We start from the raw sequence: 14,794 nt of genomic DNA on the forward strand, positions 1-14,794 counted from the left end.
TTCTCACGACACTGCTTATGCTCCCCCATAATCCCCAAAGGATACTGAACAGGCATCTCCCAACCAGCAAAATCAACAAGCTTACCCCCCAACTCAACGTGCAAGTCATACAAGGGGGTGCGTTTGAGGGCGTCAGACATGGCAGAGACCTTTCCTAAGTCCTTGGCAATATTGCCGCATGAATTGCAACGTTATCTCGGTAGTGCCGCCAATTGACACCAAGGTTCCTAGGACTGTGCAGCGAGTCAACAGGCTTCGACTGCTGGTGGTCTTTTGGTCCCCCGAGGCTGGCGTTGCAGAGGCATGTATACGGCCGCATGCAGCAGCTTTGTATCCTATAGGAAACTTTTTTCCGTTAGGCAACATCGCATGCGACGTGCCATGGGCAAATTTCTGCGGCGAACAAAAGACAGCCGAACCATCAAACTGATTTTTAGCCGCTTTCTGCCAAAGGGCTCTGGCACCGACCCGGAACCTGCCCTAAGACTTCGCGCAAGAGGGGACGCAATGGCACATATCACACTGGTGCGTCACGGGCAGGCCAACACCACCGCACGTGACGAAGTAAACTATGACAAGCTCAGCGATCTGGGCCATCAGCAAGCCCGTTGGCTGGGCGCGCATCTACAGAACACACAAGCGTTCTACCCGCGCGTCTATTGCGGAACCCTGTCGCGCCACGTGGAAACCGCCGCCAGCATGGGACTGCCCGAGCCTTCCCGTGATCCACGCCTCAATGAGGTTGAATACTTCACCATCTCGAAATTGTATGAAGAGCAACATGGCATCCCCGTGCCGACCGACCGGGAAGGGTTTGTCGAACATCTGCCCCGCACTTTTGCCGCCTGGGCCAGAGGCGAGATCGAGGAAACGCCCGAAACCTTTGAGGAGTTCGAAACACGCGTCTCGGACGCTTTGCGCGACATCGGCACCAATGGCGGTCCGGCGATTGTTGTAACCTCCGGTGGGTTGATCTCGATGGTTGTCAGGCAGGCCATGGGACTGGACATACCTGCGATGGCGCGGGTGGCTCTTGCCATCATGAATACCTCCATGCATCGTCTGCACCCGATTGGCGCGCAGCTAAGCCCGGTTCTGTTCAACGCAGTCCCGCACCTGGAAGCGCCAGACAGGCAGTTTGCCCAAACGCATCTGTAACCCAAGCCCGGAGGTCCCCTGATGCAGCTTTATTTTGCCCCCCGCACCATTTCGATCGCCGTTGCCATCGCCTTGGAGGAGGCCGGTCTGGACTATGAAGCGGTCCGTCTGGACTTCGCCGAAGGCGACCAGACCAAACTGGCTTACAAGCAGATCAATCCAAAAGGCCGTGTGCCGGCATTGGCGGTTGATGGCGGTATCCTGACTGAAACCGGAGCGTTGCTGGAATATGTCGCTACGGTTGCGCCCGACGCAAATCTGGTCCCCGCCGATCCGGTCATGGCGGCCCGTATGCGCGAAGTGATGTATTATCTGGCCTCGACCATGCATGTAAACCACGCACACAAGCTGCGCGGTGCCCGTTGGGCTGACAAGAAATCCAGCTGGAAAGACATGACCGGCAAGGTCGCCCAGACCATGACGACGTCCTGTGAGTACATCGTATCAAACGGTTTGCGCGGGCCCTTTGTGTTGGGCGATACGGTCTCGCTGGCGGACGCCTATCTGTACGTGGTGTGCAGCTGGCTGGAAGGTGACGGTGTGGACGTGTCGGCCTTTCCCAAAATCCTCGCTTTCCGCGAGGCGATGGAGGCGCGCGCCTCGGTTCAGGCGGTGCGCGCCGCCGGGATGATTTGAGTAAAGGACGACGCATGACACATCTCTGGGTCCGGGCAGAGCAACGCCCGAATGAAGAACGGGTTGGATTGACCCCAGAAGGCGCGGCGTCCCTGGTTGCGGCAGGCATCCGGGTGACAGTCGAGGAAAGCCATGTCCGCGCTATTCCGATAGATGGGTACAAAGCGGCGGGCTGTGAGATTGCACCAGAGAACTCGTGGCCCGACGCGCCGCAGAACGCAATCATCTTTGGCCTGAAGGAACTGCCAGAGAATGGCATACCCTTGCCCCATCGCCACATCATGTTTGGTCATGCCTACAAGGGTCAGCACTCTGGTCGCGCCCTTTTGGAACGGTTTAAGGCCGGGGGAGGCACGCTCTACGATCTGGAATACCTCGTGGATGAAAACGATCGCCGTGTCGCAGCTTTCGGATATTGGGCTGGTTATGCCGGTGCGGCTGTCACCCTCAAGACGTGGGCGGCACAGCAGCGCGGAGAGGAGTGCGCTCCGGTTGGTGTTTACCCAAGCAAAGACGCCCTGAACCAAGAACTTCTTGCCGAACTGGATGCAACGGGTTCTGATCGACCCCGCGCCATCGTCATCGGTGCCTTGGGACGTGTTGGCGCGGGCGCGGCTGATCTGTGTGAGGCAATGGGTGTCACTGTCACTAAATGGGACATGGCCGAAACCGCCAGCGGTGGGCCTTTCCCCGAAATCCTAGATCACGACCTGTTCCTGAACTGCATCTTTGCGCGCCCCGGCACCCCGGTTTTTGTACCACGGGGTGCGTTGACCGCCCCGCGGAACCTGACAGCCATCGGTGATGTCGCTTGCGACCCGGACAGCGATTACAACCCGGTTCCGGTTTACGACCGTGCCACCACGTGGGACGCCCCTGCCTTGCGTGTTGCGAGTGATCCGGTGATGGATGTCATGGCGATCGACAACCTGCCCTCGATGCTGCCGGTCGAAAGCTCTGACGATTATGCAGCGCAATTGTTGCCATCCCTGTTGACCCTGACCGATTTGGACAGCGGCGTTTGGGGTCGGGCAGCGGCGACCTACAAATCTCATATCGAAGGGATCTGAACGATGACCATCCATTGGTGTGGCACCGGCCTGTCGGCCATCCCCGGCCTGCGTCGCCTGATTGAAGGCGGACACAAGGTCACTGTCTGGAACCGGACCGTTGAAAAGGCCAAGGCCGAAGTCGGAGACCTGACCGACGACATTCGTGCCTTTGACATCGACGCACTGGGCGCAGTGCTGAAAAAAGGCGACGTTATCGTCTCGATGCTGCCGGGCGATTGGCACGTACCGCTGGCGGAACTCGCGATTTCCAAAAAGGCCAACTTTGTCTCATCCTCTTACATCGCGCCCGAGATGCGCGCGCTGGACGACAAGGCGCGCGAGGCCGGTGTGGCGCTGGTGAATGAGGTCGGGCTTGATCCGGGTATTGACCACCTGATGGCACATGCCCTGATCGCCGACTATCGCGCCTCGGACGCGTTTGATGCGAACAACCACCTGAGTTTCATCTCGTATTGCGGCGGCATTCCGAAGAACCCCAACCCGTTCCGGTACAAGTTCAGTTGGTCCCCGCTGGGTGTGCTCAAGGCGTTGCGTTCGCCGTCCAAGTCGATCCGTGACTATGCTCCGCTGGATGTAGCCCGCCCCTGGGATGCAATCAGCAGCTATGTTGCACCCCTGCCGACGCCGGAAAGCTTTGAAGTCTATCCGAACCGCGACTCGCTACCGTTCATGGAAGAGTATCAGTTCGAGGATCACTGGACCGTCAAGGAATTCGTCCGCGGGACCCTGCGCCTGAATGGCTGGGCTGATGCGTGGTCGGGTGTGTTTAGCGAGATCGAAACCCTATCCGGACCCGAAGGCGACGCGCGCCTGAAGGAAATGTCGGACCAGTTCTGGGACGAAAACGCCTATGACGAGGGCGAACCGGACCGCGTGGTTCTGTGCGTAGGGCTGAAGGCCGAGAAAAACGGCACCCCCGTCTGGCACAAAACCTATGTCATGGATGCCTGGGGCGACGCGCGTGGCACGGCAATGGCGCGGCTGGTGTCTATCCCGGTCTCGCTGGCGGTCGAAGCGGTCCTGAACCGTGCGATCGCCGTCGGTGTCCATGCGGCACCTAGCGACCCAAAACTGGTGCAAGGCTGGATGGCCGAGATCGACAAGCTGGCCCAGCATTTGCAGGTTGTGGATCACCTCGCGTAAGAAAAGCCACTCTGGCACGCCAGAGTGGCTTTGTTTCGCTTTTTTTCAATCGCCCGGCTTTTGCCAGCCTGTCAGATGTAGCGCTGAATCGTGTCTTCGATATCGCTGCGATTTATGCCCAGCTCTGACAATTCCTGATCGGAAAAGCTGTTCAGATACTGTGCAGCCCGAACGATTTCGGAACTGATTGCACGTATGCGCATAGCGCGGTCGAACAACAGCAGGGCGCTATTCGTGGGGGGCAATTGCTTGCTTGGTGGGATGACATCAAACATGGGGTCTACCTCATAACTGGTTACGCGAGCGTGTTTTGGGCTGGCCCGTCGCTACTGCCGATAGGGTGCACCGTGATAAACGCTTTGATAGGCGCGTTGCTTGATTTCAGCCCGAGGGACGCCGATGTCGCTCAGTTGGCGATCGTTTAGTGCCTCCAGGTCGTGGACTGTTTTGGCGAAAATCCTGCGGCGGAAGTGTTCGGTTCGGGCTTCTGCATAGTCCGCGAACAGCGTGGAAAAAACGTTGCGGTTCGGGGTGATGGTCTGTGTCGCTTCCATGGTCTTCTCCTCCTGAATTTGGATTGCGGTTTTGGTCACAACTCAAATAAAGGAACCGGTTCTTAAGGAGAGAACACCGTTTCATTAAGCTCCGTTAACGAAACTTGCCGGGTATGACTTGAGGCGGAGGTTTGTAGCTTGGAAAGCTATGGCCCGGGATGAACACAGGGCTGTTAGATGCGGAACAGGCGGTGTTCGGGCATCACCAGATTGGTTCGCGGAACAGCACAAAGCATGGGCCGCTACGATCGCGGCGGCCCATGGAAATTCTTAGCCCTCGTCCGGGTTCGGAACGATCAGTGTCGGGATATTCGACCGACGCAAGACACGTTTCGCAACTGTACCGAGGAAGGTGTGCGAAAAGCCGTGGTCATGTGCACCAAGCACGATCAGATCGCATCCCATCTCGACCGAGCGCCGCAGGATCACCTCGGCCGGGTGCCCGTCGGTGACCTCGATCGAGGTCACCTGATCACGAATCTTGGCGTCTTCGCCTTCGAACTGCGCCCAGAACTTTGCCTGCCGTTCGGCCAGCACCTTGCGCACCATCTCATGGCGACGCTTGGCGGCGGTTTTGCGGGTCTCTTCGTTCAGGATGAACATGTCCATCGTGATCTTCGCGTCGTCCGACAGGGGCTCGTTCACGTGCAGGACGTGAATTTCCGCCCCTGTTGCCATGGCAATGCTGGCCGCATTGCGCATGGCGTGACCCGAGTTCTCCGACAAGTCGGTCGCGAACAGGATATTTGTCACCATTTGTTTCATAACATTATCCTTTCAGGTCAGTAGCCCAACAGCCTTGGCAGCCATAGCGACAGCTCAGGGAAGAACGCAATGATGAAGATCGCGATGGTATTGGCCGCCGCAAAGGGCAATGCGCGCAACGAAATCTGCTCGATTGTGATATTCGAAATACCCGATGCGATGAACAGGTTTTCACCCAGCGGCGGCGTCTGGAAACCGATACCCAGCGTACAGACCATCACCACACCAAAGTGGATCGGGTCGATGCCAACCGAATAGGCCACCGGCAGCATCACCGGAACCAGGATCAGGATCGTGGCCAGCGTCTCCATGAACATGCCGACGAACAGCAGGAAGAAGATGATCAGCGCCCAAATCACATAGAGGTTGTCGGTAAAGCTGAGCATCGAGTCCGCGATGATCGCAGGGATCTGGTTTTCCACCAGAAGGCGGCCAAACACGGTCGCAGTGAACAGGATCAGCAGAACACGGCCCGTCAGCCACGTGGTGGCTTCAAGCGACTGGAACAGCGACTGCCATGTCAGTTCACGATAGATGACCACGCCAACGAACAGAGTGTAGAAGATCGCGACGATTGCGGCCTCGGTCGGGGTGAAGAAGCCGGTATAGATACCACCCAGGATCACCAGCGGCGCCATCAGCGACCAGAACCCGCGATACATCTCGCAGGCCACATGACGCAGCGACCAACCTTCGGCCACACCTTTGTACCCACGCTTTTTAGACATGAAGTAGTTAAGGATCAGCAAGCTGGTGGCGATCAGGAAGGCCGGAACGAAACCCGCGATGAACAGTTTCGAGATCGAAACCGACTGGAAGGTGCCAAACTTTTCAACTGCTTCCAGCGGAGGCGCCATACCGAGCGCGGCAATGCCGAAGATCACCATCGGGATGGAGGGAGGAATAATAATCCCGAGGCCGCCAGAAGAAGCGGTAATAGCAGAGGCATAGCCGCGCTCATAGCCACGGTCGATCATTGCTGGGATCATCAGCATCCCCACGGCCGCGGTTGTTGCCGGGCCCGAGCCCGAAATGGCGCCAAAGAACAGACAGGCCATAACCGTTGCAGCCGAAATACCGCCGGTGAATGGACCAGCCAGACTTTCCGCAACATTGATTAGGCGTTTTGAGATACCGGCGGCCTCCATAAGAGCCCCCGCCAGAATAAATGCAGGCAGCGCCATCAGTGGGAACGCGCCCACCGAGGTAAATGCAATCTGCACGAACTTGATTGGGTTTTCGCCCAGGTAAAGGAACGAGAACAGCGATGCCACACCCAGCGCAACCGTGATCGGTGCACCGATGAGCAGCAGTAAAAGAAACGATCCAAATAGGATTGTGACGATTTCGGATTCCATGGTTTTTCCTCCCTGCCTCAGTCGCGCTTAGCTGCTTCGGTGGCAGCTTTGATTTCATCAAGGTCGATCTGGTCAGGATCATGGATGTCTTCGCCTTTGATCAGGCGGCGATAGTTCACCTGAATGATGCGCACGGTCATCAGCGCAAAGGCGAGAGGCAGAACCATGTAGACATACTTCATCTCGATACCCAGGGTCTGGGACTTCCAGAACTTGTTCATCTTGTTGAAGACAAAGTCCGTCGCCAGATACAGGAAGTAGACGTTGAAAAAGAGCCAGAAGAGATCAGCAAAAGCCTCGATATACTTGATGTAGCGTTCGGGCAGGAACTTGAACTGGAAGGTCACCCGGTTATGCGCGCCTTTCAATGCCGCATAGCTGGCGCCAAAGTAGACAAACCAGACGAACATGTAGACTGACAGTTCTTCGATCCAGCTATACGAAAAGCCAAAGACTTCCCGCGCGATGATCTGTACAAACAGCAGACAGACGAAGCCGGATAACAGGATCCGGCAGATGATACTTTCGATATTGTCCAGAAATTTCCAGAACATTGCGGAATTCCCTCCTCCCTGAGATGAAAAGAGCGCCGAAGCGCTCTTTTCCTTTTCGCTCTTTGGCGATTATTGCTGGACGGGCTCGCGGCCGATGGCCTCGAGGACCGTGTTCAGTTTCTCGACGCCGCCGATGGACTCATAGAACTGAGGCCATACTGCACCGGTTGCCAGTTCGATGAACTCGGCCTCATCGTTCTCAGGATCGATGATTGCCATGCCTTTTTCGGTCAGCTCTTCTTTGATCGCAGCTTCAGAGTCACGCAGGAACTGCGCGGAAATCTGAGTTGCTTCCTGACCGGCTTCCAGGATGATCTTCTGGTCTTCTTCGCTCAGACCCTGGAAAACAGATTCCGAAACGATCAGCGGTTCGATCGAGAAGATGTAACGCAGGTTGGTCACGTGGTTCTGGACCTCGTAGAACTTCATTGCGTTGATCGTCAGGTAAGGGTTGTCCTGACCGTCGACAACTTTGGTTTGCAGACCGGTGAAGGTCTCGGACCATGCCATCGGAGTCGGGCTGATACCCCAGGACTTGTAGGTTTCAATCATGATTTCGTTCTTGGGAACGCGGATGATCAGGTCCTGCAGGTCAGCAACCGAGCTGACAGGCTTTTTCGAGTTGGTCAGACGGCGGAAACCTGTGTAGGTCCAGCCGATGATGCGCACACCTGCGTCACGAATGGTGTTTTCCACCAGTTCCTGACCGATCGGGCCTTGGGTCAGCTTTTCAGCATCTTCCAGGGACAGGATCACATAAGGCAGAGTGAATACACCAACCGAAGGCGAGAACGGCGTGATGTTGTTGATCGCCAGCAGCGACATGTCCAGCGTGCCGATTGCGGCCTCGTTGACGGTGTCCTGCTCGGAACCCAGCTGACCGTTCAGGAACAGTGTAGCTGTGTGTGCGCCACCCGATTTTTCTTCGAGTGCCTTAACGAAAGCCAAGCCAAGGGCTTCTTGTGCGCTGCCTGCACTATCGCCAACAGCAATCTTGAAGTTTTTCGCGTCGGCTGCGCCCGCAACCATCAGGGCTGCGACCGAAACGGCAGCAGTCATGGTGCCAAGCTTTTTGATGAATGACATAGATGTCCTCCCAGTTTTATCATGTTTCGAGGTGCGCGCTGACCTGGGGAGAGATGGCCAGTCCGATTCTACCTCGGCTTTTTCAGAGTAGCTCGTGAAATGTGTTTCTATGTTGCCATTCTTTGCGCGATAGGTTTCATATATATCGAACCTTACGAATTGGGTAGAAAATGGTTGCCTCACGCATCGGCGACAGCGACATCCGATTGCTGCGCGTTTTCAAGACGGTTGTGGAAAGTGGTGGTCTGTCTGCGGCCGAAGTTGAGCTGAATATCGGCAAATCGACGATTTCCAAGCATATTACTGATCTGGAACTGCGATTGGGCCTGAAGCTGTGTACGCGCGGCCCAGCGGGTTTCGCCCTGACCGAAGACGGCGCAAAAGTGCTGCAGGCAGCAGATCACCTGCTTGTGTCCGTGTCGCAATTTCGAAACGAGGTCAGCGAGATCAAGGAACAGTTGGGGGGAACGATCCGCATTTCGCTGTTTGATCAATGTGCATCAAACCCGGATTCCCGGCTTGCCCGTGCCATTCATCGGTTCAACGAAGCCGCCCCCTCGGTTCAGATCGAATTGTCCCTTGAGCCGCCAAACGTGATCGAAACCATGGTTATCAGCGGTCAGCTCGACATCGGGATTATTGCGCTGCATCGCCCGTCGACAAGTCTGAACTATGCGCCGTTATATGGCGAGAACATGTTCCTGTATTGCGGCCGGGAACACCCCCTGTTCGAAATACCGGACCGGGAACTTAGGACCAGTGACCTACTCAGGTACAATTATGTTGGGCTCAGCGTGAACTCTCCGAACCTCATTGTCGGTCAGCAACTGGGCTTTCAACGTTCAGCAAAAGTTCAAAGCGAGCAGGCGCTGGCCATACTTATCTTGTCGGGGCGGTACATAGGTTATTTGCCTGATCATCTTGCGCAGGATTTTGTGGACCAGGAAAAGATGCGGATGGTGTTGCCGGACGAAACGCAATATCGAACCCGGTTTGCTGCAGTGACCAGAAAGCAACCTGAACCGACGCGGGTGACCAAACTGTTTCTGGAAGTATTGCAGAGCGAACATTCGAAACCCTGACAACTTCTCGGTCGACACAATGCATGCCGGTTGTGGTCGAAGCGAAGCTTTTCACTTCCTATCAGCACTGAAACGCAAGGTTGGGGTCGCGTTTTTGGTACCGCCAAAAACTTGTGACTTTCCGCCACATCACTAGCGTTCGCCTTCCTCTCACTTACATGTGCGGCATCAAAATGAGGCGGACACATGATAGACGACGACCCCCAACCCGCAGGGTATTATAACACGCATGACATATGGACCTTGGACCCCACGCCTGCGGACCAGTTGGTCTATGACGCCTTTGCCTCGGGCGTTGTCGATCTTTTGCAGGTGTTGGATGACAACAAGACGATGATGTCACGGGACGTTTACGCAAGATTTTTCGCCTCGCTATTGGATCTTTCCCGTACTTTGGGAGAATACGAAGACGGCTGGAAGCCGGACTAAGCGACGTTTTCCCAAAACCCAGTGTTCCAAAGCACCGTATGAGGCGGCGGCTCAAGCACCGCCTCGTGCCTGAAGACCAATTAGCTTGCGGTTGCGTTCCCAAGTGTATTCAGCAGAGTGTTCAGATTGTGCTGGAACATCGCAAGGTAGCTGGTGGCAGGGCTACCCCGTTCCGACAAGGCGTCCGAGAACAGCCGTCCACCAATCACGATGCCAGTTTCATCCGAGATCTGCTGAATCAAAGTGGGGCTTGTGATGTTTTCAACAAACAACGCGGCAGCACCATCCGCCTTCAGTTGATCAATCAGAACAGCAAGATCCTTGGCCGATGGCTCTGCCTCGGTGTCGATGCCAACCGGCGCAAGGAAAGTCAGGCCGTAGGCGTCTGCCAGATAGCCAAATGCGTCATGCGCGGTCACAACCGTGCGGCGATTGGCGGGCAGGCCTGCCAGCATGGTTTTTGTTTCTGCATCCAGCGCTTCAAGCTGCGTGATATAGGCCGCGGCATTGGCTGCGAATTCTTCGGCGTGCTCGGGCATCGCCTCTGTCATCACGTTGGCGACATTGGTCACGTAAATCATGCCGTTCGACAGCGAGTTCCAAGCGTGGGGGTCGATTTTGCCCTCGACTGTGACAGGCGTGATGCCGTCGGTGGCAACGTGCACGGTTGCGTCAGTGCCCGATTCAGCGATCAGGGTATCGGACCATGTTTCAAAGCCCAGACCGTTGACAAAGATGATATCCGCCTGGGCAACGGCCTTCGCATCTGCAACCGAAGGCTGATACACATGCGCATCCGCATCCGGGCCCACGATTGTCGTAACTGTGGCCAGATCGCCCACGACCTCTTCGACCATGTCGCCGAGGATCGAAAAGCTGGCGACGATCTTGACGTTGTCTTCTGCCGCAACGGTCGGCAATGCAGCCAAAGCAAACGACACAGAGGCGATGCCGGCATAGAGTGACTTCACAAGAGTCATTGTGCTCTCTCTTCTTGTTGAATTTGGGCAATGGGGATGTCTTTGGAAACAGACGGTTTGCGCATCCGTCTGCCAAAACCAAGGGGACCGAAAATGGCCGAGAACAGAAAGAACCCACCGGCAACCAAAACGATCGCCGGGCCGGACGGCGTGTCCGGGAACAAGTAGGACAGTGTCAGACCGATCCAGCAACTGGACAAGGCAAACAGAAAACCCAGGACCAGTTGCCCGGTGATCGTACTGGCCCAATAGCGCGCTGCGGTCGCAGGCAGGATCATCAGGCCAACGGCCATCAACGTTCCCAGTGTTTTAAACGCGGCCAGCAGGTTCAGAACCAACAACAGCATAAAACCCTGATCGACCAGCCACGGCCGGCGCGTCTGAGTTTCGAAGAAAACAGGATCACAGGTGCTGACAATCAGCGGACGAAGCAGAACGGCAAATGCCAACAAAGTTACTGTCGCCACCCCTCCGACAAGGACCATCGACGCGTCGTCGATCCCTAGGATTGATCCGAACAGGAAGCTTTTTAGTGGAACTGCGGACCCCGCTGCAGACAGGATAAAGATACCCACCGCCAATGCGATAAGATACAGCGAGGCAAGACTAGCATCGCTGCGCAGGATCGTCCGGCGTGCCAGAAAGGCGGTCAAAATGGCGACGCCAACACCCGCGATAAGCCCTCCGACCAACAGCGACATGACCGACAGGCCCGCCGTGACAAAGCCGATGACGATGCCTGGGGTAATCGCGTGGGCCATGGCCTCGCCAGCCAGCGACAGACGACGCAGAACAAGAAACGCCCCTACCGGTGCGACCGAGGCCGACAAGACCGTGGTTGCCACAAAAGCGCGACGCATGAAGGCAAAGCTCCACATTTCGACGATCAGGTCATACATTGGCGTGCTCCGCTGTTGGATGGGTGCCACGGAACATCCAGGACGCCTGACTTTCCGAGAGGTATCCTTGCGCAACCAGCCGGTCTGGTGTCAGAACGTCATTTACCGGTCCATGGGTCGCCTCTTGCCCGCCCAACAGCAGCGCATGGCTGCAATAGTCCAGTACCGAGGAAAGATCGTGCACCACCAAAACCACCGCGCGCCCCTCATCGCGCCATCGGCGTATAATCGACAGCAGATGCGCCTCAGTACTTTGGTCGACGGCGGCAAACGGTTCATCCAGCAGGATCAGCGGCGCGTCCTGCATGATAACTCGCGCGAACAGCGCGCGCTGCAGTTGCCCGCCCGATAGCATATGCAGAGGCCGGTCAGCGATATCCAGTACCCCGGCCTCATCCAGCGCGGCGGCCATCCGGTCACGCGCCGCGGCGTCCAGCCCGGTACGATAACCAAAGCCGCGCCAGGCCCCCATCGCGGCAAGATCCCTCACACGGATGGGAAATCGGCGGTCGAATTCGGTCATCTGCGCCAGGTACCCGATGTCACCAGGACGGCCCTGCGGCCAAGTCAAATTGCCCGAAAGAGGATCCATCAAGCCCAGCAGCATCTTTACAAAAGTGCTCTTGCCCGACCCGTTCGCACCAAGAACGGCAAGGGTCGTTCCAGCCGCGATATCCATGGAGAGGCGGTGAAACAATGTAAGGTCGCGGTAGCCCAACGTCAGATCGCGGATTTGTAAAACGGCCGTCATCAAATCACCGCGTAAATCGCGAGCCACAAGAGCGCCGACAGCGCCAGAGCCCCCGCCACCAGCACCGGAACGCTGAATTCTGTCAGACACTTACCCCTTTGGGTGTCAGCTTTTTGCAATGACAACGGCAACGCCTCCTGTGTTTGGACAGGGGCAAAGCGAGCGCAAGGTCGTGCACGGTACGGACCGCTTGAAACATTGTCATCTCCCTCTGGGACACCCCGCCCAGGTTCATAAATTTCGGATGGCAGGTCTCCTGACTTGCGGGTCAAAGCTATCCCGATCCTTCCCAGGCTATTGCCCAGTGGACGATCTCGGGTCGCTCGCCGCCTACAGTTGCGGGGGCAGTCACGGAATTGGTCTTTTCACAGAACCGCACCGTATTCCCTTTTATCCCTGACCGCAGAATACAGTCGGGAACCATCACGTGGACCAAATACGAATTGATTTGATTCGACAAGAGCGCGAACCAATCGGTGATGGCAATTTGTACCAGGCTCCAATCAGCCAAAAAAATTCTACGATAAGGGTGCTAGCAATGGCAGTGACTTCGCGGGGCTCACTCAGAAGTTTTCAGCCTGGGTCTTGCAACGACCGGAACGCATAAACCTGCCAATACTTTGTTCGATTGGCTGCGGCGGCTCAAAGTTCCTCGACACACTCTTGACGACAGATACGCTTCGAAAGCTCACAGGCCCGAGCACAAAATACAAGAGTGGGTTTTGATTAAATGCTGTAACGGAAAGAAATTGATGGCCTTCGCAGCATTGCAGTTTTACCAGTGGTTCTTTTTCATTCCGGCATAAGCCTGTTCAGTGGAGGTTTTTTAGGCGTAGACGTTTTCTTCGTTATCAGCGGATATCTAATAACCTCTATTATCCTTGATGATCTTGGAAAAAATAGCTTCTTTCTTTTGAAGTTCTACGAGCGTCGGGCCCGACGGATCTTGCCTGCCCTGAGTGTCGTCGTACTGGTGTGTATTCCTATCGCTTGGTTTACCATGCTGCCCGATCCACTGGAAAACTTCGGCCAGAGTGTCGTGGCCACGATGTTCTCTCTGAATAATGTTCTTCTCACGCTAACAAGTGGATACTGGGACCTCGCGTCCGAGTTCAAACCTCTGGTTCACACATGGAGCCTGGCAGTTGAAGAACAGTTTTACATAGTTTTTCCGCTTTTGCTTATGGCCCTGTACCCGGTACTTAAACACAGAACGGATCTGCTGGTTTGGGCTATCATCGGGTCCAGTTTCCTGGCGAGCGTACTGTTGGTTCAAACCCACCCGGAGAGCACATTTTATCTTCTGCATACACGCGCCTGGGAACTCGGATTCGGTGCATTGGGGGCATGTTGGGAAAATAAGCGCAAGGTTAGAGCGAGCAACAGTCTTTCGCTACTTGGCCTTATAGCGGTGATTGCAGCATGGTGATCTTTGACGGGACCATGCAACACCCGTCATACCTGACAGCCGTTCCGGTCGTCGGGTCTTTGCTCGTTCTCCTCTATGCAAAGGAAGGCACTTTTGTCGCCAAACTGCTGAGCATCAGAATTCTGGTTGGCATTGGCCTGATCAGCTACAGCCTGTATCTCTGGCACCAACCAATTTTCGCATTTGCGCGCATTGCGAGCTTTGAGGAACCCAGCCCGTATTTTCTTGCCAGCTTGATACCATTTGCATTCCTTTTGTCCTATCTGACCTGGCGTTTTGTCGAACAACCGTTTCGCAACAAAAACGCGATCTCTCTTTCACGCCTTGTTGTTTCGTGCACCGCAGTGACCGCAACGCTGTGTGCTGTTGGGCTTTCGCTGTATCTCGGCCAAGGCTTCCCTACACGCGTTTTCGACACGGATCGAGAGGTCGCAGCGGGGATGCACATTTGGTATAATCACCGCATCAGCCAATACGACGCAGATAAGTTTGATACGAACAGCGGCATCAACGTTTTGATTGTCGGAAACAGTCAGGCCCGTGATTTTGCGAATATTCTCATTGAGATGGGCATAGTGAAGGATGCAAATCTAATTTATCGCGACGCGCTCAATGTTTGCGAGCCCAGGCTTTGGGACGATGACACAAAATCTTTGATACAAAATGCTGACGCGACTTTCTTGCCAATCGTCAACCTTTCTGGCGCTTGCAAACACTTTCTTGAAAACGGGCTTGCCGCGCAACACAATATCGTCTTCGTCGGCCCCAAACACTTTGGTTACAATCTCAATGCATTCACCTTACTGCCCAGATATGGTCGGCTGTCCGTCGTCAGGGATTTTGGGACAGATGGCGCTCTGATCTAAGAGAGGATGTGGCTCATCTGGTTGGTTTGAT

17 protein-coding genes, 1 pseudogene and 1 riboswitch are annotated in these 14,794 nt (G+C 55.6%); of the genes and pseudogenes, 8 read left to right on the forward strand and 10 right to left on the reverse strand.

All coding sequences use genetic code 11. From position 1 onward, the window contains the following. A pseudogene (gcvT, locus tag AC2FFH_RS22810) lies at positions 1–140 on the reverse strand (glycine cleavage system aminomethyltransferase GcvT); the annotation flags it as partial. Between the two features lie 367 nt (positions 141–507). Here gcvT and AC2FFH_RS22815 point away from each other — a divergent pair. From AC2FFH_RS22815 to AC2FFH_RS22830, 4 genes are read left to right on the forward strand one after another with little or no spacing between them, the layout of a single operon-like run. Beyond that, positions 508–1,158, forward strand: a complete 651-nt coding sequence (locus AC2FFH_RS22815; protein WP_496770792.1) for a histidine phosphatase family protein — start codon at positions 508–510, stop codon at positions 1,156–1,158. Between the two features lie 21 nt (positions 1,159–1,179). Beyond that, entirely contained in the window at positions 1,180–1,794 is a 615-nt protein-coding gene (locus tag AC2FFH_RS22820; RefSeq protein ID WP_496741934.1) for a glutathione S-transferase family protein, read from the forward strand. A gap of 14 nt (positions 1,795–1,808) precedes the next feature. Beyond that, positions 1,809–2,864, forward strand: a complete 1,056-nt coding sequence (locus AC2FFH_RS22825; RefSeq protein WP_496845390.1) for a saccharopine dehydrogenase — start codon at positions 1,809–1,811, stop codon at positions 2,862–2,864. 3 nt (positions 2,865–2,867) lie between these two features. Then, on the forward strand, positions 2,868–4,010 hold the full coding sequence (locus AC2FFH_RS22830) for a saccharopine dehydrogenase family protein (RefSeq protein WP_496845391.1): 1,143 nt from the start codon (positions 2,868–2,870) through the stop codon (positions 4,008–4,010). A 71-nt stretch (positions 4,011–4,081) separates the two neighbouring features. On the opposite strand, the gene AC2FFH_RS22835 is transcribed toward AC2FFH_RS22830, so the two are convergent. From AC2FFH_RS22835 to AC2FFH_RS22860, 6 genes are all read right to left on the reverse strand, one after another. Then, complete coding sequence (locus AC2FFH_RS22835) at positions 4,082–4,285, reverse strand: DUF1127 domain-containing protein (RefSeq protein ID WP_472722265.1); 204 nt, start codon at positions 4,283–4,285, stop codon at positions 4,082–4,084. Positions 4,286–4,336: 51 nt separating this feature from the next. Then, complete coding sequence (locus AC2FFH_RS22840; protein WP_496741928.1) at positions 4,337–4,564, reverse strand: DUF1127 domain-containing protein; 228 nt, start codon at positions 4,562–4,564, stop codon at positions 4,337–4,339. 270 nt (positions 4,565–4,834) lie between these two features. Continuing rightward, positions 4,835–5,329 (reverse strand): universal stress protein, encoded by a 495-nt coding sequence (locus AC2FFH_RS22845; RefSeq protein ID WP_496741927.1) that lies wholly within the window; start codon positions 5,327–5,329, stop codon positions 4,835–4,837. A 17-nt stretch (positions 5,330–5,346) separates the two neighbouring features. Beyond that, complete coding sequence (locus tag AC2FFH_RS22850) at positions 5,347–6,687, reverse strand: TRAP transporter large permease (protein ID WP_058273758.1); 1,341 nt, start codon at positions 6,685–6,687, stop codon at positions 5,347–5,349. A 17-nt stretch (positions 6,688–6,704) separates the two neighbouring features. Further along, entirely contained in the window at positions 6,705–7,241 is a 537-nt protein-coding gene (locus AC2FFH_RS22855) for a TRAP transporter small permease (protein WP_058273759.1), read from the reverse strand. Between the two features lie 69 nt (positions 7,242–7,310). Then, entirely contained in the window at positions 7,311–8,327 is a 1,017-nt protein-coding gene (locus tag AC2FFH_RS22860) for a TRAP transporter substrate-binding protein (RefSeq protein WP_058273760.1), read from the reverse strand. Positions 8,328–8,497: 170 nt separating this feature from the next. Between AC2FFH_RS22860 and AC2FFH_RS22865 the strand changes: the two genes are divergently transcribed. Together AC2FFH_RS22865 and AC2FFH_RS22870 are read left to right on the forward strand one after the other, a co-directional pair. Further along, complete coding sequence (locus tag AC2FFH_RS22865) at positions 8,498–9,409, forward strand: LysR family transcriptional regulator (protein WP_496741923.1); 912 nt, start codon at positions 8,498–8,500, stop codon at positions 9,407–9,409. A 186-nt stretch (positions 9,410–9,595) separates the two neighbouring features. Continuing rightward, positions 9,596–9,838 carry a hypothetical protein gene (locus tag AC2FFH_RS22870; protein ID WP_496727356.1) on the forward strand — a complete coding sequence of 81 codons (243 nt, stop codon included), beginning with the start codon at positions 9,596–9,598 and terminating at the stop codon, positions 9,836–9,838. A gap of 80 nt (positions 9,839–9,918) precedes the next feature. On the opposite strand, the gene AC2FFH_RS22875 is transcribed toward AC2FFH_RS22870, so the two are convergent. The 3 genes from AC2FFH_RS22875 to AC2FFH_RS22885 are packed head-to-tail and all read right to left on the reverse strand — an operon-like array spanning position 9,919 to position 12,558. After that, positions 9,919–10,818, reverse strand: coding sequence for a metal ABC transporter solute-binding protein, Zn/Mn family (locus tag AC2FFH_RS22875; RefSeq protein ID WP_496845392.1), 900 nt, complete (start codon positions 10,816–10,818; stop codon positions 9,919–9,921). Continuing rightward, a complete protein-coding gene (locus AC2FFH_RS22880) occupies positions 10,815–11,717 on the reverse strand; it encodes a metal ABC transporter permease (protein ID WP_282121289.1) in 903 nt (300 codons plus the stop codon). The genes AC2FFH_RS22875 and AC2FFH_RS22880 overlap by 4 nt, the downstream gene beginning before the upstream one ends. After that, positions 11,710–12,558 carry a metal ABC transporter ATP-binding protein gene (locus AC2FFH_RS22885; protein ID WP_496845393.1) on the reverse strand — a complete coding sequence of 283 codons (849 nt, stop codon included), beginning with the start codon at positions 12,556–12,558 and terminating at the stop codon, positions 11,710–11,712. Before AC2FFH_RS22885 ends, AC2FFH_RS22880 begins: the two co-directional genes overlap by 8 nt. A 139-nt stretch (positions 12,559–12,697) precedes the next feature. Further along, a riboswitch (cobalamin riboswitch) is annotated at positions 12,698–12,908 on the reverse strand. A 308-nt stretch (positions 12,909–13,216) separates the two neighbouring features. On the opposite strand from AC2FFH_RS22885, the gene AC2FFH_RS22890 reads away from it, so the two are divergent. After that, positions 13,217–13,897: an acyltransferase family protein gene (locus AC2FFH_RS22890; protein ID WP_496845395.1), complete on the forward strand. Its 681-nt coding sequence runs from the start codon at positions 13,217–13,219 to the stop codon at positions 13,895–13,897. Between the two features lie 254 nt (positions 13,898–14,151). Continuing rightward, entirely contained in the window at positions 14,152–14,763 is a 612-nt protein-coding gene (locus tag AC2FFH_RS22895; RefSeq protein ID WP_496845394.1) for a hypothetical protein, read from the forward strand. Positions 14,764–14,794 lie beyond the last annotated feature (31 nt).

It is taken from the genome of Ruegeria sp. YTSC003, from assembly GCF_059609785.1.